Here is a 26,353-nt window from a genome sequence, read left to right as displayed (position 1 = left end):
CGCACTGGCCGCACGGCTCTGAACAGGAGGCAAAGCATGCGTTGGATACCACTGGCCGCCCTGTTGCTGACGACGCCGGTGCAGGCGCAGGATACCGATCTGGAACTGGTTCTGCTGGCGGATGCGTCCGGCAGCATCGACCAACGCGAAATCGCCTTTCAGCGGCAGGGCTACGCCGAGGCGATCACCGATCCCGAAGTGCTGGCCGCGATTGCCGGGACGGCCTATGGCAACATCGCCGTCACCTATGTGGAATGGGCGGCCAATCAGGCGGTTGTCGCGGATTGGATGCTGATCGACGGTCCGGAAAGCGCCGCCGCCTTTGCGGCCGAACTGACCGGCAAACCTAGGCAGGCCTACGGGCGCAATGCCATCGGTGCGGCCCTGTTGGAGGCGCTGCGCCTGATGGACACGAATGACCACGACGGCTGGCGCAGGGTGATCGATTTCTCCGGGGACAGCGCCAATTCCTACAGCGGGCCGACCATCGCAGAGGCGCGGGCCGACGTGCTGGCGGCGGGCGTCACCATCAACGCCCTGCCCATCCTGCGCCCGGGCGATCCGGGACGCGCGCAAGGCGGGCTGGAGGCGCGCTACGAGGCCATGATCATCGGTGGCCCCGGTGCCTTTGTCGTCACTGCCGAAAGCCGGGCCAGCTTTGCCGAGGCAGTCAAGCGCAAGCTGATCCTCGAAATATCGGGCCAACTACCCGGCGAGGATCACGCACGGAACTAGACCACCTGCGTCAGATGCGCTGCCGGATTGCTGACTTCGCACGGCCAAGCGATGGCCGTGCCGTCACAGCGCAATTCCGCGTGCCCCCGGCCAAAGTGGCGCGGATGGGCAAGGATCTGCAGGCTGCGGCCGTCAAAATCGCGCAGGGACAGCGCGGCGCTGCGGTTGTCCTCTGTCAGCCGCTGGCGCAGGCATTGCAGGGCAATGGCCTGTCCCAGTCGCAGATCCTGATGGTTTTCCGCCGGGAAATAGCCACCGCTCACACAGCGCATCAGCGCGACATTCGCCGCCAGACGGTCGATCTGATCCTCCAGCGCAAGGGCCGGCCCGTCCTGCCCGACCATCTGCAACTGCGCCCGGCGCGAGGTGTCGAAGACCGCCTTGATCAACGTCGACAGCGCCCCCGCCACCACCACATGCGCGGCAAGGTCGGAGGGGTTCAGATGCTGACGTTCCTGCCGTGTCAGCGGCAGAAACAGGCTGTGTTCGAACCGCTGCGGCCCGCGTTGTGCCTGATTGGCCCGCGTCACCCAATGCAGCAAACCGGGCGCGGACGCCGCCAGTTCATCGGCCGCATCGCGGTACAGCGCCCCGTGCGAGCCCTGTTGACGTTCTTCCTGCGCCAGCCAGACCGTCATGCGGGCGGCGGTCACGGCGGGGCGCGGCAGACGATTTGGCAGGCCAGTGCCGATCCGCGCGAACCGGCGCGCCAGCACCTCCGCCTCGGCCATCAGGGCAAACAGCCGTGCCCCGGTCCAACGATCGGCCGGGCTCAGGCCCTCGTCGAAGCCGGTGCCACGGGCCAGCGCGACAAGTGCCGCGTTGTGGAACGGGCGCGCAGCGGGCGTCGCGTGCAGTGCATCCGTCCGGTCCCCCAGACTGCCCCGCCGGGACGCCGGAGCATCGCCGCCCGGAAGGCGCAGCCCGGCCTGGCTGCGCCGCGCGCACCAACCCAGCCATGCGGACATGGGGGCATCCTCGCCCGGGGCCTCCTCTGCCGGATCGACCGGCGGGCGGACCGCGTGATCGCTCTCCCAGAAGGCGGACATGACCGGGCCACCCCCGCGCAGGGCAACTCCGCCGCGCAACAGGCATTGCAGCGTCAACTGACCATCGCCATTGCGCCGTGTGGCGCGGCGATGGCCAGCGTCGCCGGACCCGGCCGGGGAGGAGACGGCGGGGACGGACACAGGGTTTGCGACACGCGAATCGAACCAGCTGAGATTGCGCAACTCACACAGCAGTTCGTGCATGGTAAATCGCGTCGTGCTGTCGATCCGCACCACGCGATGCGGATCTGTCAGGGCATTGGCGCGCAGGTCCTGCACGATGCCCAAGGCAAAGATCTCTGCCATGTCCGCCGCAAGTTCCGCCGCACTCATCTGCGGCACCTCCGGCAAAGCGATTCGGTCGATCAGTGCACGGCGGGCCCCGCCACCATTGATCACCTGAAACCCCGGCGCTGCTTTCTTGCATGTCATGGTCGATCCCCCGGCCCTTGTGTTGGGCGCATCCGCAGTTGACGAAACGTTAACTGGACCATGCGCCCGCCCCGTGAACGCACCGCAATCGGCCCGTAAATCCGCCGTTAATCCCAGATGAATTGACGCTGCAGATGTGCGGATTGCCCATCGAAGAGGCGTGAATTTTGCGCAAACTGCGCATCGTCAAGGGGAGCTTTCCTTGACCGGCTTCAGAAAAACGCCTTTGCTTGGGGCATCAATTTTTCAACACGTTTCAAGGGGGTTTGACATGGTTCACCACTGGACAGAGCCACGACCTCATACCTTTCACGAGACCTATCTTGACTGGTCCCGGTTGATTGGTCACCGCCGGGATATGCTGCCGCCCGAAGCACCCGAACGCGGGCCGGAATATGCGCCTGTGTTTGTCCGGCTTATTCCCGGCGACTCGATTATCGCTGCGCGACAGGCGCTATTGTCGCTGGTTCAGGACCGCGCATCGCCGCTATTGATGGATGCCGCAGAGGCCGCCGCGCTGGCGGAAAGGATAACTGTGCCCTGCGATCTGGACGGATTGCCGGATGAATACATGCTCTATCGCCGGATCGGCACACCGGACTCTGACCACGCGCATCTGTTCGAGGTGCTGGACACCGGCACCCCGGTCCAGATGCCTTGCGCGGACCCCGAACCGCAACCGCGGCCTCAGGTGCCTGCATCGCCCTGCCCCGGTGCGCCCATCGTTGCCGCCATCGACGACGGGATCGGCTTTCTCAACGGGCGTTTTTGTCGCCAGACGGACAAGGGGCTCAAGACGCGCTTTCATGCGCTCTGGCTGCAGTCCCTGCACCAATACAGCGCCATGCCCAGCGGCGCCGCCTCTGGACGGGTTCTGGACGCAGCTGAAATCGACGGAATGATCACCACCGGCGATGAACGGGCCTGCTACGCCGATCTGAACGCGGAATTGTTCCCCGGCGATGTGCGCCGCGAAACCGGGTTTTCCACCACGCACGGGACACATGTGCTGGACCTTGCGGCAGGTGCGGACCCGGAGGACGGCACCGATCCCGCGCGCGACTGGCCCTTGCTGGCGGTGCAGCTGCCGCCCGAGAGCATAGACGACACCTCGGGCACCATGTTCGAAAGCTATCTCATCATGGGGATGCGCTGGATCCTGCGGATGGCGCGGCAGGTCGATCGCACCGCGCAAGTAATCGTCAATGTTTCACTGGGCGTGCTGGCCGGTCCCAAGGATGGCACCCGTTTTGCCGAATACCAGATGGCACGCGAGGCGCGTCTTTGGGAAGAAGTGACGGGCCAGGCCGTTCAAATCGTCTGGGCCTTTGGCAACGATTTTCGCAGCAGTCAGGTGGCGCGCATGAATCTGACCGCCGGGACCGAACCTCAGATCACCTGGCGCGCCCTGCCGGACGACGAAACCGCCAGCTATATAGAGATCCACTGCCGGGGGGGCGATACGGGCAGCATGCAGGTGGGCCTGACCGCGCCGGGCGGCGAAGCCTCTGGCCTGACCACGATGGCGCCCGGAGACATCCGGTCGCTGGAACGCGGCGACGGGGCGGCGCTGGCGCGGATCTACCATGTGCCGGAACGCCGTCTTGATGCGGAAACGGTCTGCGCCGCGCATTACGTTTTGGCGCTGGCTCCGACGCGGGGACAAAAGATGACGGAACCCGAAACGCCGTCGGGGGCCTGGACCGTCACGGTTTCGTCCACGGTCGACTGCACGGTTCTGGTACAGGTCCAACGGGACGATGCAATCCGTGGCAGCGGCATCAAGGGCAGGCAAAGCTACCTCGATCACTCTGACGCCTATGACTGGGACGCGGGCCGCGCGGCCTATGTCAAACCCGCCGATGACGGGCCAATCTGCGATGACGGCACCCATAGCGCCTTTGTCACCGCGACCGCCGCTCAGGTGCGTTCGACCGGGGCCGCGCGGCTTTCCGGACGGGTGGCGCCGCCCGATCTGTCCAACTACCGGCCTGCGTCCTATTCGGCGCAGGGGGCGGATTGGTCCGTACCCGGTCCGACGGCGTCCACGCTCACGGCATTTGGGGATTTCTACGCAGGCGTCCGCGCTGCCGGGACGCTGACGGGCAGCACCCGCCGCCTTGCCGGGACCAGCGCCGCCGCAGGGCGTCACAGCCGGGCGATGGCACTGGCCGCCGCCGGAAATCCGGTCCCGCAGATCGCCGCAGATGATCCCCGCCTGGGCAAAGCAATCCTGCTGATCCCGGAAACGCCACCGCCGTGCTGAAACGTATCGGGGCCAAGGCGCCCCAGTTCCGCCGATCTTTCCATCGCCGGGCGGTGCTTACCATTCCTTGACGGCGTCACCCCACATGGCGTGCAGCCAATCCGGCTTGGCAATCTTGGTCAGGTCAACCGTCCCCGTTTCCGAAACCGTGCCGGCGGTCATCGCCGCCGTCAGGCTGCCGAGGGTAAAGTCGCCCTCATAGGCCGCACCCTGAAAGCGCCGTGCAGGCGCCTTCTCTTCACCCTGCAACCAATTCACCAGCGCCTGCGCCACTGTCACGCCCAGAACCGCCCCGGCCATGCTGTCGGTCGGGAAATGCACGCCCGCAACGGTGCGGTTCATGGCGATCCGCTCTGCATGACGGAAAAGCTCACTGCCGTCACCGATCAGCGCAATGGGATCGATGGTCGCCTCACCCTCTTCGAACAGTTGCGACAGCAGGGTTGCGCAGGCAAAGGCCTCTGTCGCGTGGCCCGAAGGCCATGCCCCGTGGCCCGGCGTCTGGATCAGCGGCTGTACCTTGCGCGACATGGAAATCGGGCGGGCCACGTCGAAACCGTGTTTCAACGGCATCTCGACCATGGTGCACAGCCGCAGCATGGCCTGGTTCAGCGCCAGCGACCATTTGGTCGTGTCCGGCGCCATGTAGCCGACAAGCGCGAAAAAGCTCTGGATGTCGCCGGTCTGCATGATGACTTCATTCAGCCGGTCACCGCGCAGGTCGGCGTAGGTGCGCAGGTAATGCAATTGCTTCTGCGCCAGAAAGGCATCCGCTGGGGCCTCCAGCACCACAAGGCTCTGCCCCGCCATAAACACCTCGCCCCGTGCCGGGGTGGTGGCCGTCGCGGGTGTGACCACAACCGAAAACAGGCCGTGCAGGCAGGCGTCGATGACACCACGCCGGGGTCCTGTCGCCATGGCCTTGAGCGCCTCCCAACTGCCGCGCCCGGTCTGACGCGGAGTTCGGTCCGGTTTGCCGTCCCAATGCCCCACGGTCCCGTCCCGCGCCTGCCCCAGCGCCACGCTGGAGAACGTGTTATCCGGCCCACCCTGTGAATTTTCGGCCGCCTGACTGTTCTGAGAGTTCTGACTGTTCTGCGAATTTTGGGAATTCTGCGAGTTCTGGCTGTTTTGCGAATTCTGGCTATTTTGCGAGTTGTAGAGACCGGAAACAGTCATGATGCCCTCTTTGCGTTGCCTGTCGATCTTTCGGCAGTGCCCGCTACAGGTCAAAGGTTAACTTCCCTCACGGCAAGTGATTTACGAAAATTTCACGTCCGTTGCCGCCGCGTTAAGGCAGTGCTAGCCTGTCACGCGAAGCATCAGGATTTCCATGACAGAAGGTCACGACAGCAAAATCGGAATCACCGTACTTGGGCCCTTTCAGGTCCGAGACGGCGACGGCGTGCTGCTGCTTGTGAAAGGCGCCAAGAATCAGGCCCTGTTGGCGATGCTGGCTCTGTCGCCCGACATGACACGGCCCCGCCGCTGGATCGAGGACAAGCTGTGGTCGACCTTTGGCCCGGAACAGGCCAGCGCAAACCTGCGGCAGGCGCTGTCGAAACTGCGCAGCGCCCTTGGCGACGCGGCGGATGTGCTGATCGCCGACCGGACCGGTGTCAGCCTTGACCGCCGGCGCGTCACCGTCGACCTGCTCGAAGAGGTGGTGCCAGAGGACGATCGCACCGAATTGCTGCAGGGCATGGACGTGCGCGACCCCGAATTCGAGGACTGGCTGCGACAGGAACGCGCCGCGCTGATGGCAAAGCTGGCCAAGGCCAGCCCGACCGACAGCCGCGGCATCCTGATCAATTGCCGCGTCACCGCCGAAAAACCCGGCCGAGACCAGATGCTCGGCGAGGTTCTGGCCAACCAGATCGGCGAGAACATCGCCGAACAGGTTCGCGCGTGGCGCCAGTCGGAAACGGACATGTGTCTGCCCGCAAGCGCCCCGCCCAGCGACATCCTCATCAGCACACAACTGGTCGACAACAAGGATGGCGGTCATGCCCTGTTCATCAAGGCGACCCATCAGCCCAGCGCCCGCATCCTCTATTCCAAGCTGCAACAGCTGACCCGGATTGAGGACATCCTGACCGCCGAAATCGGCATTTCGCGCACCGTTTTCGAGGCCGCCGACCAGATCATCGGCAAGCTGCCACATGTTCTGGAAAAGGACCGCCCGGAAACCCGGTCCACCGCGCTGTCACGACTGGGTCTCTACCGGATGTTTTCCTTCGAAAAGGACGCGCTGAGAGAGGCTTACGGCCTCATGGATCAGGCCTTTCGTCGGGACGAAAACGGCGTCTACCTTGCCTGGGCCAGCATGATCCGTCTGACCCAGATGATCGAGATGGCCGAAGAGGATCAGGCCCCCCTGCTGGAAGAGGCGGTCGACCTGCACTATCGCGCCATGGAACTGGCGCCCGACAACGTGCTGGTGCATGCCATCATCTCCAAGGTCCGCTCTACCGCGTTCGGCGATACGGCCGGGGTGCTGGATCTTGCGCAGAACGCCGTGGAACGCAATCCGGCCAATGCCTTTGCATGGAAATCCCTGTCGGATGCGCTGATCCTGTCGGGCGATCTGAACGGCGCGTTCAAAGCCTCCGAACGCGCCTGCCGGATCGCGCGCACCTCCCCTTTCAAACACTACTGGGACACCGGGCATTGCATCATCGCCATTGCCTGCAACCGCCCGCAAGAAGCGATCGAGGCCGGTGAGGCCGCGGCGCGCAACGCCCCCCTGTCCCGCCCCGCGCACCGTCACCTGCTGGCGCTCTATGCGCTGGAGGGCCAGCTGGACAAGGCGCAGGCGGTGGCCGAAAAACTGGCCAAGATCGAACCGGGATTTTCGCTGGATCGGCTGGTGAACGACGACAGCTACCCGGTTCGCACACTGCGCAGCAATGGGTTGCTGGAGCCGATCAGGGCTCTGCTTTAGGCCGATCCACCCCCAATATCGGACCAATTGTGTTCCCTTGCTGCAACACTCCCCCGCCCCGGCTGGGGCGGGTTCATAAACTCTCCTGAATTAGTCTTAAATGCGCCGTATTGCTGGGGCTAATGGACACCGGCGGCACAAGCCGGGTTAAAGAATTAACGAGGCAGAGCAGGCAGCACGCTACGCGCAGACGCGGCGGCGCATTCTTGCCTTTGGTGTGTAGGGTAGGGATCGCGCAGCATGGCGACGTATTCGGTCACGACATCGAACTGGAACTCGGCGGCATTCTGGTCGAGCATCAACCAGGGCAGCGTCGGGCACACGCTGGATTTCTCGGCGCTTGGACCGGGATACACGGTCAGCTATGACACCATTTCGGGTCTTCTGACCCTGTCCAATGGCACAACAACCTACACCGTCGAAGATTCGACCCACGTCGGCCCAAGCGATGCCGCACTGGGTGGCGGCACACAGTTCGCCTATTTCGACACTATCATCCTGCCGGACGGCTCGGATTCTCATATCGGCTCCGGCTTTGCCGAAAACATCGATATCGGATCCGGCACCGACACGATCTTTACCGGCGACGGCAACGACACCGTCACAGGCGTCGATGGCGGCGATTTCGTCAACCTTGGCGACGGCGACGAAGTCCTGAACGCCACTGGCGGCAACAACACCATCCTTGGCGGCGACGGACAGGACACCCTGAACTCGACCGGCAACGACGAATTGCAGGGCGGTGCAGGGGCCGATGTGCTCAGCGCCACGGCGGGCGACAACACCATCGACGGCGGCACCGGCGCGGACAGCATCACCACCGGGGACGGCGCGGACCTGATCACCGGCGGGTCCGGTCAGGACACCATCATCTCGGGCGCGGGTGACGATACCATCTATGGCGATGGCAGCGACGTCGGCACCAGTGCGGGTACACTGTCCAGTTTCAATTTCAACTCGATTGGCGAAACCGGGGACGAAGGCAATGGCGTCACCGGCATGTATGCCATCTATGACAACATTGGCGTCACCAGTGACGGAACGGTGGTCCAGGCCCGCCTGACCATCCTCGATTCCGAAGACCCCAACATCGATATCGAGTTCAACAACAACGCGGTCTACCTCAACCGCGGGCGCGATGCCGATGCGGGCACCGAGGTCACGCTGAGCTTTGAGTTCTTCGATCAGGCTACGGGCGAGCCGATCAAGATCACTGGCCTGTTCACCTTCCGAGATGTGGACACCACGGCGGAAAGCGTGACCGCGCAATCCGCCGATGTGCAAAGCGTCTCCGTGTCGTCTTCGCCTGCGACCAACCTGTCCGTTGCTGACAGCGGCGAGGAACTGGGCGCGAACTCTGACAACACCAGTTCCGGCAACGTGGATCAGAACCACTGGGCGCAGTTTTCCTATTCGGATCAGCAACAGCTGGTCTTTACCGTCACCTCGCGCGGGGGTGGCACCAACTATTCGTTCAGCACCGACGGGTTCAGCAATCCGCCCACGGTGATCGCCTCCACCCCGGAAAGCCAGGATGACCTGATCGACGCCGGGGCCGGCAATGACCTTGTCTACGGCATTGACGGCAACGACACGCTGCTGGGCGGCACCGGTCAGGACACACTGGCCGGTGGCCTTGGCACAGACAGCATCGACGGCGGCGCGGATCAGGACGTCATCCTTGTCGAAGACGGCTTTGGCCCGGACATCGTCATCGGCGGTGAGGCGGTTTCGACCGGCGCGGACTATGACGTCATCGACTTTTCCAGCCTGACCAGCGGCGTCACGGTCACGATGACCGGCGACGAGGCCGGAACGGCGACGGACGGCACCGACACGCTGACCTATACGCAGATCGAGGGCTACACGCTCACCGATCAGAACGATATCTTCGACGGCGGGTACGGGGCCTCGACCACCGGGGCCACGGTCGCCGGTGGTGGCGGCGACGATTCGATCACCGGCACCTCCTCCGCCGACTCTCTGGATGGCGGCGCGGACAATGACACCCTGCGCGGCGGGGACGGTGACGACACCCTCACAGGCGGCGACGGCAACGACTCCGTCTTCGGGGATGCGGGCAACGATTCCATCGCGGGCGGCGCGGGCAGCGACAACCTGCAGGGCGGCAGCGGCGACGATACCTTTGTTGTCGAGAACGGCTTTGGCAACGACACCATCTTTGGCGACAGCACCGGAGAGACCGCAGGCGACGTGCTGGACCTCTCCGCCGTCACCTCCGCCATCACGGTCGATCTGACCGCAGCCGACCCCGAAGCAGGCACCGTCACCGATGGCACAGACACACTCAGCTTTGGCGAGATCGAAACCATCACGCTGGGCGCGGGCACCGATACGCTGGTGCTGGCGGATGGGTCGGGGTCTGACACGGTCGCGGGTTTTGCCGCCCCCACGGACCTTGGCGGCGGCAGCTATTCCGGCAATGACCTGCTGGACGTCAGCGGACTGACAGACGCGGGCGGCAATCCGGTCGACGTGGCGGACGTCACCGTGACCGACACCAATGGCGACGGCACCGGCGATGCCATCCTGACCTTTCCCAATGGCGAGTCGCTGACCCTGACGGGTGTCAGCCCGGCGGATGTCTCGAACCCCTATCAGTTGCAGGCGATGGGCATCCCCCCTGCCCCGCTGGATTACATCGTCAGCGGAACGGCGTCCGGCGACCTGATCAACGGCGACTACCTGAACGACCCGCAGGGCGACCGGATCGACAACACCGACAACGCCACGCTGGACAACGACGATGTCGTTCAGGCGGGCGCCGGTGATGACACCATCGACGCGGGCCTTGGCGACGACACCATCTTTGGCGAATCCGGCGACGATGAGATCTTTATCGACGTCGCGCTGGACAACGACAGCATCGTCGGCGGCGAAACCGGCGAGACGCAGGGCGACCGGATCAACCTGTCCTCTGTCACCGACGACCTGACCATCACCTTCTCCGACGCAGAAACCGGCACCATCACGGACGGCATCTCGACCACGACCTTCGAGGAAATCGAGAGCTTACAGCTGGGCACCGGCAACGACAGCGTGATCGGCTCCGCCGGGGCGGAAAACATCATCGGCAACGCGGGCGATGACACGATCATCGCGGGCGGCGGCGATGACACGATCTTTTCCGGCCTGGACAACGACAGCGTCCTTGGCGGCGCAGGCAACGACAGCATCCTGACCTCCAGCGGTGCGGATACCGTGGACGGCGGCACCGGCGACGACACCATCGACCTTGGCGCGGCCGACGGCGAAACCGATGTCGTGATCCTGACCGACGGGTTCGGCAGTGACGTGGTGTCCAGCTTCGAGACCCCCACAGACCTTGGCGGCGGTGTCTACGCAGGCAATGACCTGCTGGACGTCACCGGCCTGACCGATCTGGACGGCAATCCGGTCAACACCGGCGACGTCACGGTGTCGGACACCAATGGCGACGGCACCGGTGATGCCATCCTCACCTTCCCCAATGGCGAGACGATCACCCTGTCGGGTGTGAACATCACCGAGGTGCAGACCCCGGAACAGCTGAACGCCATAGGAATCCCGCTCTTTACCGGCGATTTCCTCGTCGAGGGCAGCGCAACCGGAGACCTGATCGACGGCACCTACGGCGGCGACCCGACCGGGGATTTCGTCGACAATGCCGACGGCGTGGGCGGCTCGCAGGACGACACGATCCTTTCCTATGGCGGCGATGACACCGTCTTGGCCGGGCTGGGCGACGACAGCGTTCTGGGTGGCACCGGCGCGGACTCGCTCTTGGGTGAAAGCGGCGCGGACACGCTCGACGGCGGCGAAGGCGCGGATTTGCTGCTGGGCGGCGCGGGCGCGGACTCGGTACTTGGCGGGGCCGATGCGGATACGCTGATCCTCGGCGATGGCTTTGGTGCGGACACCCTTGTCGGCGGCGAAACTGCGACCACCGGCACTGACGGCGATACGGTCGATGCCTCCGGCCTGACCTCCCCCGTCACCGTCACCTTTACCGGCGACGAAAGCGGCAGCCTCACAGACGGCACCGATACCGCCCTGTTTTCGGAAATCGAGGCGCTGACCCTGACCGGCGGCGCGGACAGCGTCGACGGCACCGCCGACAGCGCGGGCATGACCGTCGCCGCCGCTGGTGGCGCCGATACCGTCACAGGCGGCAGCGGCAACGACTCGCTTCTGGGCGAGGATGGCGCGGACGTTCTGACCGGCGGGGCCGGCGCGGACACGCTGGATGGCGGCGCAGGCGACGACATCCTGAACATAGGCTCCGGCGATGTCGCCCAAGGTGGCGGCGGCGATGACACCTTCAACGTCACCGCAGGCGATGTGAACGGCGCGGCGCTGAGCATTTCCGGCGGCGAAACCGCTGAAACCGCAGGCGACACGCTGAACATCACCGGCCCCGCCGTCATCACCATGACCGGGGCGGAATCCGGGACCGTGGAATGGCTGGACGGGTCGGTTCTGACCTTCTCGGAAATCGAGAACGTCAACTACACCCCCTGTTTCACCCCCGGGACGCTGATCAAGACCGCCAAGGGAGAGGTGGACGCCGCCCAGATACAGCGCGGCGACCGTGTCCTGACCCGCGACAACGGATACAAGCGCGTGCTTTGGTCCGGTTCGAAAACCCTGACGGGCGCCGAACTAAAGGCCGAACCGGCCCTGCGCCCGATCCGCATCGCGGCCGGCGCCCTTGGCCGGGGCATGCCCGAACGGGATATGGTTGTCTCTCCCCAGCACCGCGTTGTGATTGGCGGCGCGGCGGTGGAACTGCTGTTCGGAGAGGACGAAGTGCTGGTGGCGACCAGCCATCTGGTCGGCCGTCCGGGCGTCACCCGCATCTGCCCGCCAGAGGGCGTGACCTATGTGCACTTCATGTTCAACGCCCATGAACTGGTCATGTCGGACGGCGCGTGGACGGAAAGCTTTCAGCCCGGCGACCTGTCGCTGTCAGGGCTGGACAGTGCGCAGCGCAACGAATTGCTGACCCTGTTCCCGGAACTTTCCAATGCGCCGGGACGCGCGGCCTATGCCGCCGCGCGCGCCTCGCTCAAGGCGTCTCAGGCGAAACTGCTGCTCGCCGCCTAAGACGGGTGGCCGCCCCCCCGACAAGGGGACGGCGCAGGCCGTTACTTCAACAGATCCAGCAACGCCCGCGATGGCTGGCCGGTTACGGTCAGCCCCTTCGCCGCCTGATAGCCGCTGATGGCGGCCTCTGTCTTTTTGCCGATCACCCCGTCCGGGGTGCCCGCATCGAACCCGGCCCGTGTCAACCCGCGCTGCAGCGCCTTGCGATCCTCCAGCGTCAGGCCGCTGTCATCGCGACCGAAATCCCCGACCAGTGGCCCGGCCCCGGCAAGACGATCGGCAAGATAGCCCACCGCCAGACCGTAATTCTCGGACGGGTTGTAGCGCAGGATCATGTTGAAGTTGTGGAAGACCAGAAACGCCGGGCGTCCAACGCCCATCGGCGCAAGCACCGCCGCCGACCCGTGATCCGGCAACGCGCCGCCGCGTACGGGACGCACGCCAAGGTCACTAAACCGCGAAACCGCGGCGCGGTTCTTGCGGCCCAGAGGGCCCGCGTATCCGCTCGGCAGGCGCACCTCGATGGCCCAGGCCTGACCGCGTTTCCAGCCCGCGCGGGACAGGAACCGCGCCGTCGTGGCAAAGGCGTCGATCGGGTTGTCCGACCAGATGTCGCGCTTGCCGTCGCCGTCGAAATCCACCGAATGTTCCTGGTAGGCGTTGGGGATCAGCTGGGTATGCCCCATCGCCCCGGCCCAGCTGCCCACCAGTTGATCGGGCCGCGCATCGCCGGTCTGAACGATCCGCAGCGCGTCCATCAGGTTCGATTCGAAAAAGCGACCGCGCCGCCCTTCCCAGGCCAACGTCGAGGTGGCCGAAATCACCGGGATTTTGCCGCGTTTGGTGCCGAAATAGCTTTCGACCCCCCAGATCGAGGCCATGACCTGCCCCGGCACGCCGTACTGCGCCTCAACCAGCGCGAGAGCGGATTTCTGTTGCGCGTAAAGTTGCCGACCGAAGGTGACTTTCTCTTCCGGCGCCACGATCGCCAGGTAATCCTCCAGCGAACGTTTGAATTCGGTCTGGTTGCGGTCGCGTTCGATCACGCCGGGCAGATAGCCCTGCCCGCGAAAGGCGCGGTCCAGCGTGTCCTGCGTGATCCCGCGCTCCCGCGCGCGCGCCTTGAATGCGACAACCCATTGATCGTACGACGCATTTGGCTGCGGACGCAGCCCGGGTTCCAGCGCCGGATCGGGCCTTGCGACCTGCGGCAGACCAACGCCGGGCGCGCATCCGCCCAGCCAGATCGCCGAAAGACCCAAGGCAAAACCGCGTCTGCCCATGTGCATGTGATAACTCCTGCCTCTTGTTTTCTGGCAGGTTATCCCAGCGACGGCACCGCCTGCAATCGTGTGTAATCGCCCGGCGCTCCGAAGGCCCCGTTTGCAACCGACACAAAGACAAAAAGCGCCACCAGTGCCACCGCCAGCGGCGGCAACCACCATCGGTTGTAGATCGGTGTCGGGCGAAAACAGTAGCTGCAGGTGCTGGTGCCAAACCGCAGCTTGTGATTGCACCGGCAGTGGAAAATTCTGATGCTCAACTTTCCCCATCCCATCAGGATCAAACACTGATCTCCGGAAATACCGCGATACGCTTGCTTTGTAAGGGGAAATTTGGATCAAAGGCGCCTTGTCGCCCAAGGTCGCGGTCTATGACAGGGCGGGATCCACCTCTTGGTAGACCCCATCCGGGTCCAGATAGACGGGTGTGGCTGGCTGCCCCGTGACGAAGCGGCCCAGCGCCGCGCCACCGTCAAGGATCGCCCCGGGTATCGACGTCGCCTTGGCAAGCGCATCTTCTTCGGGCAGGCACAACTCTTGCGTCAGGTAGCGCAGGGCCTGCGGCATGGTCAGATCGGCCCCGGCCAATGTCCCGTCCTCCAGCATCAGCCGACTGTCGCCGCGCAGGACCCGCCGGCCATTGAGCTGGAATTCCTGCACGTCAGAACCGAGCGTCGCCATGGCATCGGTGACAAGATACACCTGCCCCGGCCCCCGCTTGGACGCCAACGCAATCCGGATGGCGGCCGGATGGACGTGATGGCCGTCGGCAATCAGCCCGACAGACACCGGACCGGTTTCCAGCGTCGCCCCCACAAGACCCGGCTCACGGTGGCCCAGCCCGCTCATGGCGTTGAACAGATGGGTGACAAGGCTGGCCCCCGCGCTGAAGGCCACCCGCGCCACGTCATACCGACAGTCGGTATGCCCCAAAGAGATCAGCACACCGGATCGCGACAGGCGTGAAATCTGCGCAGGCGTGCAGGACTCTGGCGCCAGCGTCACCTTGAGCCTTGGCAGGCGTTGAACCGCCTCGCACAGAACATCCACATCCGCTGTCGTCATCTTGCGGATCAGCTCAGGATCATGTGCGCCCTTGCGCGCAACATCCAGATGCGGCCCTTCAAGATGCAGGCCCGCGATGCCGCGCACCCCGTCCGACACGGCCTCTTCGACCGCCGCGATCGCCGCAACGGTCTTGTCCGGCGTATCCGTGATCAGCGTCGGCAGAAAGGCACGCGTGCCGGTCCGCCAATGCGCGGCGGCGATCACCCGCAGCCCCTCGACGCTGGTTTCGTCGTTGAACATCATCCCGCCGCCGCCATTGGCCTGCAGGTCGACAAACCCGGGCGTCAGGACCCCGCCCTCCAAAGCAATGTGGCGGCTCTCTTTGGGTGCCTGCGTGTCCGGGACGATGCCCGCCACCCGCCCGTCCTCAAGGATCAGCGCGTGGCCGTCGACGATCTGTGTGCCGTCAAAGATCCGCGCGCCGGTATAGGTGATCCGGCTCATGTCGCGTCCTCCCGCAGTCGCTGCGCGAGCAGCAGCGCGCCGTCCAGCGCCGTTCCTTTCGGGGACACCATCGCCGCCCGCATCCGCTCTGGCAGCAGGGCGGCATAGGCTGGCCCCAGCCCGCCACTCAGACACAGCGCCTCACCCGGCTGCCAGTCCAGCGCCTCGATCCCGCGCAGCAGGTAATCCGCGCCCCGCGCCATCAGCGCAGTGGCCGTCGCATCCCCGCTGGCGGCCACGATACGCGGCGCCAGCGCGGCATAATCGGCAGGCCGGGCCGTGGCCGCAAAACCCACGATGCCCAGCGCCCCGCCCATTTCATCACCCAGCGTCCGCGTCAGATCACTGTGAGGCGACAGCCCGTCGTGACTCAACAAGACCTGTTCCAGCAGCGCCCGGCCCAGCCACGCGCCAGACGCCTGATCCGAAACCTGCAGACCCCATCCGCCCACGCGCCGCACCTTGCCGCGCCGGTGAGCCGCCAGAACGGATCCCGTGCCGATCGCCGCCAGCACCCCGTCCGCGCCGCCCAGCGCCCCGGCCAACATGGTGTCCAGATCGTCGCTGACCGTGGCCCGGGGCAATCCGACAGCCTCGGCAACCTGTGCCTGCAGCGCGGGCGTCAGCGCCCCCGCCAGTCCCAGATGCGCCCCGATACAGTCCGTAGGCCCGACCTCCGCCTCCGCACAGGCCCCTTCGATCGCCTGCCGGACATTCCGCGCCGCCTGTGTCACATCGGTTGTCACGTTGGCGGGTCCGCTCTTTCCCCGGCCCAGCACATGCCCCTTGCCGTCGGCCACCAACGCCCGGCAGCCAGAGCCACCGCCATCCACCGCAATCAGGAAATCGTACGCCACATTCATCATGACGGAATCTTTGGCACAGGCCCGCCCACCACAAAAGCGCGAAATGCCGCGCCGGGGGTTGGTGACGCAGCGCGCGGTTCCCGGCAATATGCCGCCAGATCACCAGACGCTTTGGGAGGAGCGGAGATGAGCACATCCTTCATCCTGTACGATTACTGGCGCTCTTCGGCGAGCTATCGGGTGCGCATCGCGCTCAACCTGCTGGGGCTGCCTTACGAATCCCGTCCCATCAACCTCGTGACCGGACAACATCGTGCGGACGATTACATGGCACTGAATCCGCAGGGGCTCTTGCCAACCCTGCTGATCGACGGGCAGCCGTTCACGCAATCGCTGGCGATCCTCGAATACCTGCACGCGCAGATCCCCGGATCGACCTTGCTGCCGTCCGACCCCTATGGCCAGTATCTGACCCGTCAGGTCAGCTATGCCATCGCGATGGAAATCCACCCGGTCTGCAATCTGAATGTCGCCAGCCACGCCGCGCAAATGTCCGGCGGCGGAGAGGAGGCAAAGCGCCAGTGGATGCTGCACTTCATCACGCGCGGCCTGCACGCGGTCGAGGCCATGTTGCCGGGCGGGACGCGCTTCTGCCTTGGCAGCTCGCCCGGCATGGCCGATGTCTGCCTGATCCCGCAACTCTACAATGCAACCCGCTGGGGCGTGGATCTGTCGCCGTTTCACCGCATCCGGGGCGTGGCCGCCGCCTGTGACGAACTCGAAGCCTTTCGCCGCGCCCACCCGGATCAGGTCGGCCCGCCGCCGGACTAGGGTCTGGACCCCAGCCCCTGCTTGCCCAGCGCCTCTGCCGCGCGGCTGATCTGACCCCGGCCCGTCCCGCAGGTGGCCATCCGGCGCCCCCTTGGGTCGCGCGCATGAATGCCATCGAGGATACCGACAGCCAGCTTGGCAGCGACGACAACCGGCGCGAGGCCTTCGCCGCCTATTACGCGCTGTGCACCTTTGTCGACGCCCCGATCGGCCGCGTTCATGATCGCTGACGCGAAATGGACCCTGCACCACTATGCCGCCTACCCGGGCGACCGCTCCGCCCAGCCGGCAAAGACCTTTTCCAGCGCGACCACAACGTAGTAGAGCAGGATCCCCATCAGCGCGAGCGCGATCAGCACCGCGAACATCAGCGGATAATCGGAGTTCGTCTTGCCGCTGTCGAACAAGGCGCCCAGCCCCCGGCCATGCGGCGACACGATCTCCATCAGGTTGGTCCCGATAAAGGCCAGCGTCACCGCCACCTTCAGCGCGCCAAAGAACTCGGGCAGGGTCTTGGGCAGGGCAATCTTCCAGAAGATCGTCGTCTGCGAGGCCCCCAGCGACCGCAGGATATCGCGGTATTCCGGCTCCAGCGTCGACAATCCGATCGAAACCGACACCGCGATGGGAAAGAACGAGATCATGAAGGCGATCAGGATCGTGTTGAAATCATGCGCCCCCACGAACAGCAGCGCCACGATGGGCACCACCGTCGCCTTGGGGATCGCGTTGAACCCCACCAGCAGCGGATACAGCGCATCCCGCATCAGCCGCGAAAAACCCATGACCATGCCCAGCAGCACGCCAAAGACGATGGCAAGGATCAGCCCGACAACCGTCCGCCACAATGTCTGCCAGCCCATGACCAGAAACAGGTTCCAGTATTTCGAATAGGCCGGCGGCAGGTCCGACGGCGAGGCCATGACGTAATTCGGCCAGTTGTTGGCCCAGACAAGGAACTCCCAAAACAGCCCGAACACCACCAGCGCCACCACCGGGACAAGGATCTTCTGCGCCTTCATTGCACCGGCTCCTCTTCCTTTGCCCGTCCCTGCGCGATCTGGATCTGATGACGCAGGATGTTCAGCGCCTCGGCGCTTTCCGGCGTGTAGAGATGCTCCAGATCCCGTTCGCCGGTCAGGTGCACATCCATCACATATTGCGTCCGCGCCGGGCGCCCCGACAGCACCACCACCTGATCGGCCAGAAAGATCGACTCGCGCAGGTCATGGGTGATCAGCACCCCGGTAAAAGGCTCCTCTGCCTTGACCTTGTGCATGGTCTGCCACAGGTCCTCACGGGTAAAGGCATCCAGCGCCCCGAACGGTTCGTCAAGGATCAGAACATCCGGCTTGTGCACGATGGACCGGCACAGCGACGCCCGCTGGCGCATCCCGCCCGACAGTTCGCTGGGGCGCTTGTCCTCGAACCCTTCAAGACCCACCAGCGCCAGCAGATGCCGCGCGCGGTCTTCCTGTTCCCGGCGGTTCATGCCGGTCTTCACGATTTCCAGCGGCAGCATCACGTTCTGCAGGATCGTCCGCCATTCCAGCAAGACAGGGTTCTGAAACGCCATGCCCACGGTCGACCGCGGCCCCTTGACCCGCTCTCCATGCAGCCAGACCTCGCCCACGTCCGGCTTCATCAGCCCGGCCACCAGACGCGTCAGCGTGGACTTGCCACAGCCCGACGGGCCCACCACGGCGACAAAGCCGCCCTCGGGCACGCTCAATTCCAGCCCATCCAGCACCGGCAAGGGACCGGCATCCGTCTTGTAGGCGTGCCTGACGCCCTTGATCTCGATCAGCGGTTGCGACACGCGGCACGCTCCTTGCAGCAAAAGGCCCGCGGCACAAAGCGCGCCGCGGGCCGGATCAGCCTTACTTCAGCATCCGCGCCGAGGCGTCGGGCAGATAGGCGTCGGTAAAGTACAGGCTTGCGTCGGGGGCATTCTGGAACTCGTAGGTCTCGGCCAGTTGCTCCAGCGCGGCGCTCATGCGGTCCGCGTCGATACCGCCAAGGCCGTTTGCCTGAACCCAGTCGGTCAGCACGTTGGCGTCGATGGACAGTTGCAGGCGGCGCTCTTCCAGCGCCGCATCGGCGGCCGGGTTGCGCTCCACCAGGCTTTCGATGGCCGATGCCGGATCGGCGATGGCGTCTTTCCAGCCTGCCGCAACGGCGGTCAGAAAGCCGGTGATGATCTCCGGGTTCTCAGCCGCAAACTCGGTGTTCACGATGACCGCGTTGCCATAAAGCTGCAGACCGTAATCCGCCATCAACAGGGTCGAGATATCCTCTTCCGGCACGCCCAGACGCACGAGGTTCAGGTAGGACGAGAACGAAAAGCCAGTGATCGCGGCCACGTTGCCCTGCGCCAGCATCGGCTCACGCGTGGGAAAGCCCACCGGCTCTACCGTGATCTTGTCCATGTCCAGCCCGTTGGCGGTGGCAAAGGCCGGGAACTGCGCCCACGCCCCATCCGGCGGCGGCGCGCCCAGCACCTTGCCCTCCAGATCCTTCGGCGCCTCGACGCCCAGAGACTTGCGCCCCACCACGGCAAAGGGCGGTTTGTCATAGATCATCATGACGGCCGTGACTGGCGCGCCCGGGTTCTGATCCAGGAACTTGATCAAAGAGTTGATGTCGGCAAAGCCCACCGGAAAGGCCCCGGTCGCCACCTTCGGGATGGCGTCCAGCGATCCCTGACCGGCGGAAATCTCGACCGACAGGTCCTGCGCGGCGAAATGGCCGTTGTCGATGGCCGCGAAATAGGGCGCAGCGGGCCCCTCGAATTTCCAGTCGAGCGCGAAGGGCACGTCCGTCTCGGCAAAGGCCGCACCGGCAAGCGACGCGGCTGCGGCAAACGCCGCAAATGTCTGTCTGATCATTTCATTCTCCCTGTTTGTTATCGGGCAGGACAGTGAGACAGGCTATTCTCGGGCGAAACCCCGCCCCTGCCCGTTTGATGACCCCCACCGGCCCCCGCCCGAAATACAGCGAAAACTGTGCAACCTGCCTGTTGATTGTGCAACCGTTGAATGGATGGGCAGGACCCGACCCCGAAATCGGCCCCAAAACCCTTCGCCCATACCCTGTCCGTGCCAAGGATGCAGATGTGCCGTCGGGCGTGCCTTGGCCCGGTCCCTCAGCGCGATTTGGCTGCGCCCCTCACCGGGTCACATGACCTCTCGACAGCGCGCAAGCGCGTATTCGGTGGATTGAAAATGCAGGCGATAGATCGGCACGGCGCTCAGCATCCGGGCCAAGGCCGCGACCGACCCATTCGGGAAATGCGCCCCGGCCAGCAACACGTCCCGCAGCGCCTCTTCGGGCGGGACAGGCACAAAGCATTCCGGCGCGGCGGCATCGTAACGCGGCAGGATCAGCGCGCGCATCGGCACCCTTGGCGGCACCTCCTCTGCGGCCAGATCGACATAGCTGACGTGTTCCCGTGGCGAGGGTTGCGCCTTTGCCTGCTCATACAGGGCCTGCAGCGTCGGCACCTTGCCACCCCCTTCTTTCAGGCCAAGCGGCACCGGAAAGCTGAACAGATGCGTGCCATTGGCATCAATGGGCAGCACATCATCCGCCAGATACCCTGATCCCCCGGCCACAAGGTTGCCGATGCTGGTCGACTTGCCGCTGCCGCTGGTCCCGGTCAGCACCAGTGCCCCGTTCGGCCCCTGCACCGCCCCGGCATGCAGAACCGCGCCGGTGCTGTCGCCACCGCACAGAACCTCCGCCGCCGTACGCAGCGTGAAATACCGCGCGGCATCGCGTCCGCACCGGTCCCAGAGCGGCACGCCGTCGCGCCACACCCGGTATCCATCACCGTCAATGCCGATGAACTGCGTGGTTCCTGCCCCGTCCGGGGGTTGTTCGACGCGAAAGCGCTGCAGCAGACGCGACAGTTGCGCCGCGATCAGCGCATTCGCACAGAAAACCGTCAATGCCCCGCCGCTGCCCTGAAAATGGAGCGGCGCGCCTTCAGGCTGCGCGGCGATCCCATCCCGCTTTGGGGCCTCACCGAACAGCCCGGCCTCGCGCCAGATGCGCAGGATCTCATCCAGAACCGCAGGTGCGTCGGCCTCCGCCACGGAGAGGTCCCGCGCCACCACCTCGCACAGCTCATCCTGTGACGATCCCGCTGCCACGGCCCGTGCAAGGCCCTGATGCGCTTGCCCAAGGACGATGACGGCCCCGGACGCACGTGAGCGGATCAGATAGACCGAACCGATAGGCACCACTTCCAATGTATCGGCTGTCAAAGTGTTCACCTGCTTCAATTCTTCTCGCGGGCCGTCCCGAATTTCCGGCTGGCCCAAAAAAACTGCGGCGCGCCTTCTGTTGCGAAGGCACGCCGCGTTGTCAAACCGAATCCAGGGTCAGCCCGGGTCAGAGCGCGGCGCGCTGCGCGGCTCCAAGCAGCGACGGGAAAGCCTGCTGCAGGGCGCGGCCCCATTTGGTGATCGGCTGCTCTTCGATAAAGATGATATCGTTCGGGCGCATTTCGAAACGGGTGGCAAGGATCAGGTTCGCCGCATTGCCCGCGTTCAGATGATAGGCCACGATTTCCCCGACCTTCGCCGGATCGCTGCTGCTGCGCAGGACGTAGATCTCGGTCGGATCGCCGGTTGTGGTCTCGAATCCGCCCTCGCTGTACAGCACGTCTGCCAGCGAAGCGACCTGACCGTATGGCAGGGCAAAGCGGTTCTGGTTTTTCACCTCGCCGCTCAGGTAAACATAGTCGCGCTTCTCCGCGCCCAGTTCCAGACGCGACCGAAAGTTGTCCCGCCGCTCTTCCAGCGCCGCGCGCCGAAGGTTGTATTCCGTGCTCAAGGCGTTCAGCGCGGTGCTGCGCGCATTGGACCGGATCGTGATCACGTCGATCTGGGTCCGATAAAATTCGAACGCCCGATCCAGATCATAGGTCGTGTCTACATAGACCGCGTCGCCATTCTGCAGCAGCGCGTCTTTCAGCGCGGGCTGCGCGCGAAAGGTTTCGACCGGGATCTGGTACAGCGTGCCGTTGCGATAGACGCGGATCGACCCGAATTCCTCATCCCGGATGGCCATGCCCCCGGCGGCAATCAGCGCCTCTCCCAGCGTCAGGTTGTTCGGCGTGATCGGCACCAGCTTGGCCGCTTTCACGGCGCCGCCAACGGCGACCCGCTGGGAATTGAACTCGCTCACTTCCAGGCTGAAGGAGGGCGAAATCTGGTTGTTCACAAGCGCCTGAAAGACGCGGTCTTCGGCCTCCTGCAGGGTGAGCCCGGCAAGGTTGACCGACCCGATCTCCGGAATGGCGATCGAACCGTCGTCGCGGACGGTATAGCCCTGACGGCGGCTTTGCGCGGCCAGCAGGCCGGACAGTTGCTCGACCGTGGTCTCGGCGCCGCGCGTCGCCAGCAACAGGACATCGCCAACGCCAATCCGGTAGGGGGTGGCCGGGACATCGGGCAGCGGGCGATATTCCAGACGCTGCCGCGACTCGTCAGGGATATAGGGCGCCGCCGGGAGTGCCCCCGCGCCCGTCACGCCGCCGTGGGTTCCGGCATAAGCATAGAACACATCCGGCAGCGCCTTGGGCGTATAGGGAGAGGCGTTTGCATAGGACACGGACCTGGGCGACATCGGCACGACCGAGACGGGCAGTTCGTCACTGCGTTCGCGCACCTGGGGACTGTTGTAGGAAACGCCGCAGCCGGAAACCGCAAGCAGTGCCGCCGCGATGACCATACAGGACAATCCACGGCGCAATGCCCCGGCAGAGGGCACGCCGCCCAGGTTATTCAAAGTCATTCCCTTACCCCAGGTTCGCGTTCGAAGCTGCGATAGCGTCCGGGACGCCATTGTCTTGTCCATTCCAAACGTCTGTAGGTGGCTACAACGACCGAGCGACGCTTTTGATTGATGTACTATGGGTAGCACTTCAAAGCGACATTCACGTCATATGTAGCGATGTGCAAGGGCAATTGTGGTATTGCGACAACAGTCGCGCAAAACAGGGAAGCTGCGGAAATCATAGCAAAGAGCGCCTGTTCGTGCGCGCCGCATTTCACGGCAAACGGCAGCTTTCGCGCCCAAAGAGGAACAGGACCGGCCGCAGTCAGGCGCCCGTGCGGTTGATAACGACGCTCAAGGTGCGCCAGAAAATCCAGGTATCCATCGCAAGGCTCTGGTTCGAGATATAGTACAAATCAGCCTGCACCTTGCGGCGAGTGGCTGCAACGCCCTCGACATAGCCAAGCTCCGTTTGTGCCAGACCGCTGATTCCGGGGCGTACAACATGACGTTCACGGTAGCCCGGGATCAGCTCAAGGTATTCGATGGCGTGGTCGATGTAATCCGGGCGCGGTCCGATCAGGCTCATGTCGCCGCGCAAGACGTTGAGGATCTGCGGCAGCTCGTCGAACCGCGACTGGCGCAGGAACCGGCCCAGCGGCGTGATCCGATCGGTTTCCAGCGGGCTGTCGGCACAGCGCGTCACCTCAGAGGCCTCACGCATCGTGCGGAACTTGATCGCGGTGAACGGAACGCATCCGGCGCCCATGCGGGATTGCACGAAGAACAGCGCCCCCTGGTTCAGGAAAGGGTTCAGAACCAGAACGACGATCGCGGCCATGATTAGCGTGGGCAGCAACAGGATGCTCACGACAATGTCGAACCCGCGTTTCCCGACCGCATAGGCCGTTCTCGAGCCCTTTTCATAGGCGTCGGTACGGCCTGCGCCAAAGGCGATGGGTTCGTCTAGGAGTTTTGCGTCAAACATGTCGTCTCCTGGTAAAAAGAGCTTCACAGCTTCGCGCGCCTAATCCGTCAACCACCGGGACGTTTTGGTTTGCAGCGCTGCAAAGACAATTAACAAACCATTAATGGGGCACCACTTGGACCCAATCGGCACATTTTGTTGAACACTTTTGGAATTAATAATTTATGTTAAAAAACATAAACTTACAGACATTAAGAGCATTTTTCTCCACGATTTCCCATCGCACTCGATCGAAACGAAAGACAGCTCAGAGCTGAAACTCAAAATAAATTTGTGCTGGAACGGTCAAAAGGGGCTGTTTCTTCACACAATTGCCTGACTTGCAGCGTGAATGTGTCTGCGCCGTGTCATTGCTCACCCGTCATGCCTGATAAAAAGTGACCTTGTCCGTCTCGACCAGCGCGGCCGACAGGATGCCTGTTGCATAGGCCCCGGTATCGGTGGGAATGCGGCCCGCATCCGGCTGCGGCGCTTCGACGATGGTATGCCCATGCACGATCCACAGCCCGTCCCGGCGCGGTTTGCGGCGGAACTCCGGATGCCCCCACAGCAACGTGCTCCTGTCCTGTGCGGCCATCGGCACATCGGGATCGGCCCCCGCATGCACGACGACCACATTGCCGGTCTGCCACGACAGCGGCAAATCGCGGATCCAATCGATGGTGTCCTCGCCCATTCTTTCGGCCAGCTGATCCCGCATGTCGCGCCAGGCCTTCTCAGACTGATCCTTGGCCGGTTGGTTGACCCTGTAGCTTGCCAGCGTCTGCAATCCCCCGTGCCGCAGCCAACGCGGCCCATGCGCGACCGGGTCGTCCAGCACATCCAGCAACATCTTTTCGTGGTTGCCCATGATGCAGTGCATCAGGTCACCGGCGGCCCGGCTCAGCACCATCAGGCGGCGCAGGACGCGGGCCGTGTCCTCACCCCGGTCGACATAGTCGCCGGTCATCACCAGCAGGGCCTCGGGGTGACGCAGGCTGTCCAGCCGGTTCAATAGCCCGTCCAGCAAATGGTCACAGCCATGCACATCCCCCACCGCGAAAAACGGCACATCGGGACGGATCGGGGCGTCAAAGGACGGCAGCGCCGTCCGGGTCAGGCCCTTGGGTGTCTTGAAACCTTTGAAAATCATGGGCCGAACTTATGTGCTGAGCGGGATCAGGAAAAGTGGGAACCTGAACGCAATAACACCAGATCCGGGTCAAGGACCGGGGCACGATTCGACCGCACCCTGCCTGTCGATGCCTCCCGGTATTCCCAGCCCTTTCAAATGCCTGACAAATCCCGACTCCGCGGTCGCCCGGCGCGTCGCCACGGGGGTTTTCGCCACCAAATCCAATAATTCCAATCTGTTGCGGCGGTTTCGCCCGTCCGGCAAATCACCGGCCCCGCCCGGATCCTAACCTTCGGTTAACCTTTGTCACCAATGGTGTTTGCCATGCGGCTCTGGCTTGGCGGACAATCGCGTCAAATCAAGGCAAGAGACGAGGCAGAGCTATGATGCTGTTATCCGGCCTGTTGGGCATGCTGACTCTTGGTACTTTGGCGCTTGTCTCAACTGGTCCCGACCCGGAAGACGATGAGGACGAAACCCTCGACGACTCCCTCGAAGAGGGGGACGGGCAGACGACCTCACTCCTCGACCTGGACCTGGATCCGCCCGATATGCCGGACGATGCTCCGGACAGCGGGCAAGCAGGCACCGATCCGACCACGCTTTCGCCCGTCACGGCCCCGCAGACCGTTCTGCCCCTTGCAGAGGTTGGGATTGCGCCGGCCCCGGATCAGGGTTTTGTCAGCTATACCGGCAGCGGCGACGCCGACCTCTATTTCGGCACCGATGAGGATGAGCTCATCTTTGGCGATGACGGCGGCGACACCATGCTGGGTGAGGGCGGCAACGACACCCTTCACGGCCAGCAGGGCGCTGACGACCTTTATGGCGGCGCAGACAACGATGTGCTGTTCGGCGGCCTCGGTCAGGACACGCTGACCGGCGACGAAGGGGCCGACATCCTGCGCGGCGATCAGGGTTCGGACGCCCTGCACGGACGTGAGGGCGACGATACGCTTGAGGGCGGGCTGGGCACCGACACGCTGTTCGGCGCGGCGGGCAATGACCTCCTGATCGGCACGGAATTCGATGCCGATGGCGCCGATCTGGATGGCAAGGACTACCTCAACGCCGGTGCCGGCGACGACACCGTCATCGCCGGGGATGAAGATATCGTCTCCCTCGGCGCCGGGGCGGACGTCCTGTACCTCGGCGACTGGATGACCGGCCCGGGAGCAGAGGTGCTCGACTTCGACGAAACCGAAGATCAGCTGATGGTGGTCTACAACGACAGCGAGCATTCCGGCGAACCGGAGGTCACCATGCGGCTGAACGCCGACGATCCCACCCTCACGGAAATCACGCTGGGCGACGAGGTGCTGGCCACCCTGCCGACAGAGGACGCGCCGACGCTGGATGACATCGTCCTGATCGCCGAAAGCTCGCTCGTCGATCTCAACATCGGCGTCCTTTCCGCCCGCGCGGGCTGATCCCTCACCGCAATCCCGGTCACGCACCGCCCGCCTCCAAGCGGGCGGTGTTTTCACGTGTTTCCCCCTTGCG

General features: G+C 64.3%; 20 protein-coding genes. 7 read left to right on the top strand and 13 right to left on the bottom strand.

Annotated elements, in window-relative coordinates:
• Nucleotides 1-36 precede the first annotated feature (36 nt).
• The gene (locus ACTXGA_RS07110; protein ID WP_443392451.1) at nt 37-735 is read left to right on the top strand and encodes a DUF1194 domain-containing protein; all 699 of its coding nucleotides are present in this window, start codon (nt 37-39) and stop codon (nt 733-735) included.
• Here ACTXGA_RS07110 and ACTXGA_RS07105 read toward each other — a convergent pair.
• On the bottom strand, nt 732-2,216 hold the full coding sequence (locus tag ACTXGA_RS07105; RefSeq protein WP_443392450.1) for a bromoperoxidase: 1,485 nt from the start codon (nt 2,214-2,216) through the stop codon (nt 732-734). The two genes, ACTXGA_RS07110 and ACTXGA_RS07105, sit on opposite strands and share 4 nt — an antisense overlap.
• 271 nt (nt 2,217-2,487) lie before the next feature.
• On the opposite strand from ACTXGA_RS07105, the gene ACTXGA_RS07100 reads away from it, so the two are divergent.
• Entirely contained in the window at nt 2,488-4,482 is a 1,995-nt protein-coding gene (locus ACTXGA_RS07100; protein WP_443392449.1) for a S8 family serine peptidase, read from the top strand.
• 57 nt (nt 4,483-4,539) lie between these two features.
• On the opposite strand, the gene ACTXGA_RS07095 is transcribed toward ACTXGA_RS07100, so the two are convergent.
• A complete protein-coding gene (locus ACTXGA_RS07095; RefSeq protein WP_443392448.1) occupies nt 4,540-5,661 on the bottom strand; it encodes a phosphatase PAP2 family protein in 1,122 nt (373 codons plus the stop codon).
• A gap of 154 nt (nt 5,662-5,815) precedes the next feature.
• On the opposite strand from ACTXGA_RS07095, the gene ACTXGA_RS07090 reads away from it, so the two are divergent.
• Both ACTXGA_RS07090 and ACTXGA_RS07085 read left to right on the top strand, forming a co-directional pair.
• The gene (locus ACTXGA_RS07090; RefSeq protein WP_443392447.1) at nt 5,816-7,426 is read left to right on the top strand and encodes an AfsR/SARP family transcriptional regulator; all 1,611 of its coding nucleotides are present in this window, start codon (nt 5,816-5,818) and stop codon (nt 7,424-7,426) included.
• A 240-nt stretch (nt 7,427-7,666) separates the two neighbouring features.
• Nucleotides 7,667-12,532 (top strand): Hint domain-containing protein, encoded by a 4,866-nt coding sequence (locus ACTXGA_RS07085; RefSeq protein WP_443392446.1) that lies wholly within the window; start codon nt 7,667-7,669, stop codon nt 12,530-12,532.
• Nucleotides 12,533-12,573: 41 nt separating this feature from the next.
• Here the strand turns inward: ACTXGA_RS07085 and ACTXGA_RS07080 are convergent, their stop codons facing one another.
• The 4 genes from ACTXGA_RS07080 to ACTXGA_RS07065 form a co-directional block, all read right to left on the bottom strand.
• On the bottom strand, nt 12,574-13,821 hold the full coding sequence (locus ACTXGA_RS07080) for a lytic murein transglycosylase (RefSeq protein ID WP_443392445.1): 1,248 nt from the start codon (nt 13,819-13,821) through the stop codon (nt 12,574-12,576).
• Between the two features lie 32 nt (nt 13,822-13,853).
• A complete protein-coding gene (locus ACTXGA_RS07075) occupies nt 13,854-14,075 on the bottom strand; it encodes a hypothetical protein (RefSeq protein ID WP_443392444.1) in 222 nt (73 codons plus the stop codon).
• A 109-nt stretch (nt 14,076-14,184) separates the two neighbouring features.
• Nucleotides 14,185-15,327: an N-acetylglucosamine-6-phosphate deacetylase gene (nagA, locus tag ACTXGA_RS07070; RefSeq protein WP_443392443.1), complete on the bottom strand. Its 1,143-nt coding sequence runs from the start codon at nt 15,325-15,327 to the stop codon at nt 14,185-14,187.
• The gene (locus ACTXGA_RS07065) at nt 15,324-16,193 is read right to left on the bottom strand and encodes a glucosamine kinase nucleotide-binding domain-containing protein (RefSeq protein ID WP_443392442.1); all 870 of its coding nucleotides are present in this window, start codon (nt 16,191-16,193) and stop codon (nt 15,324-15,326) included. The genes nagA and ACTXGA_RS07065 overlap by 4 nt, the downstream gene beginning before the upstream one ends.
• A 126-nt stretch (nt 16,194-16,319) precedes the next feature.
• On the opposite strand from ACTXGA_RS07065, the gene maiA reads away from it, so the two are divergent.
• A complete protein-coding gene (gene maiA / locus ACTXGA_RS07060) occupies nt 16,320-16,964 on the top strand; it encodes a maleylacetoacetate isomerase (protein WP_443392441.1) in 645 nt (214 codons plus the stop codon).
• Nucleotides 16,965-17,068: 104 nt separating this feature from the next.
• Nucleotides 17,069-17,194, top strand: a complete 126-nt coding sequence (locus ACTXGA_RS07055) for a hypothetical protein (RefSeq protein WP_443392440.1) — start codon at nt 17,069-17,071, stop codon at nt 17,192-17,194.
• Nucleotides 17,195-17,224: 30 nt separating this feature from the next.
• Here ACTXGA_RS07055 and ACTXGA_RS07050 read toward each other — a convergent pair whose 3' ends face one another.
• From ACTXGA_RS07050 to ACTXGA_RS07020, 7 genes are all read right to left on the bottom strand, one after another.
• Entirely contained in the window at nt 17,225-17,986 is a 762-nt protein-coding gene (locus ACTXGA_RS07050; RefSeq protein ID WP_443392439.1) for an ABC transporter permease, read from the bottom strand.
• A complete protein-coding gene (locus ACTXGA_RS07045; RefSeq protein ID WP_443392438.1) occupies nt 17,983-18,783 on the bottom strand; it encodes an ABC transporter ATP-binding protein in 801 nt (266 codons plus the stop codon). Before ACTXGA_RS07045 ends, ACTXGA_RS07050 begins: the two co-directional genes overlap by 4 nt.
• 61 nt (nt 18,784-18,844) lie before the next feature.
• Complete coding sequence (locus tag ACTXGA_RS07040; RefSeq protein ID WP_443392437.1) at nt 18,845-19,852, bottom strand: ABC transporter substrate-binding protein; 1,008 nt, start codon at nt 19,850-19,852, stop codon at nt 18,845-18,847.
• Between the two features lie 288 nt (nt 19,853-20,140).
• Nucleotides 20,141-21,241 (bottom strand): hypothetical protein, encoded by a 1,101-nt coding sequence (locus ACTXGA_RS07035; RefSeq protein ID WP_443392436.1) that lies wholly within the window; start codon nt 21,239-21,241, stop codon nt 20,141-20,143.
• Between the two features lie 118 nt (nt 21,242-21,359).
• On the bottom strand, nt 21,360-22,766 hold the full coding sequence (locus tag ACTXGA_RS07030; RefSeq protein ID WP_443392435.1) for a polysaccharide biosynthesis/export family protein: 1,407 nt from the start codon (nt 22,764-22,766) through the stop codon (nt 21,360-21,362).
• A gap of 307 nt (nt 22,767-23,073) precedes the next feature.
• Nucleotides 23,074-23,736 (bottom strand): sugar transferase, encoded by a 663-nt coding sequence (locus ACTXGA_RS07025; protein WP_443392434.1) that lies wholly within the window; start codon nt 23,734-23,736, stop codon nt 23,074-23,076.
• 361 nt (nt 23,737-24,097) lie between these two features.
• Nucleotides 24,098-24,868 carry a metallophosphoesterase family protein gene (locus ACTXGA_RS07020; RefSeq protein ID WP_443392433.1) on the bottom strand — a complete coding sequence of 257 codons (771 nt, stop codon included), beginning with the start codon at nt 24,866-24,868 and terminating at the stop codon, nt 24,098-24,100.
• 365 nt (nt 24,869-25,233) lie between these two features.
• Here ACTXGA_RS07020 and ACTXGA_RS07015 point away from each other — a divergent pair, with 365 nt between their 5' ends.
• Complete coding sequence (locus ACTXGA_RS07015; protein WP_443392432.1) at nt 25,234-26,280, top strand: calcium-binding protein; 1,047 nt, start codon at nt 25,234-25,236, stop codon at nt 26,278-26,280.
• Nucleotides 26,281-26,353 lie beyond the last annotated feature (73 nt).

The sequence above is a fragment of the Antarctobacter jejuensis genome, assembly GCF_052266595.1.
Classification (GTDB): Bacteria; Pseudomonadota; Alphaproteobacteria; order Rhodobacterales; family Rhodobacteraceae; genus Antarctobacter; species Antarctobacter jejuensis.
Note: the sequence above shows the minus strand (reverse complement) of the source record. Positions and strands in the feature narration are given on the sequence as shown.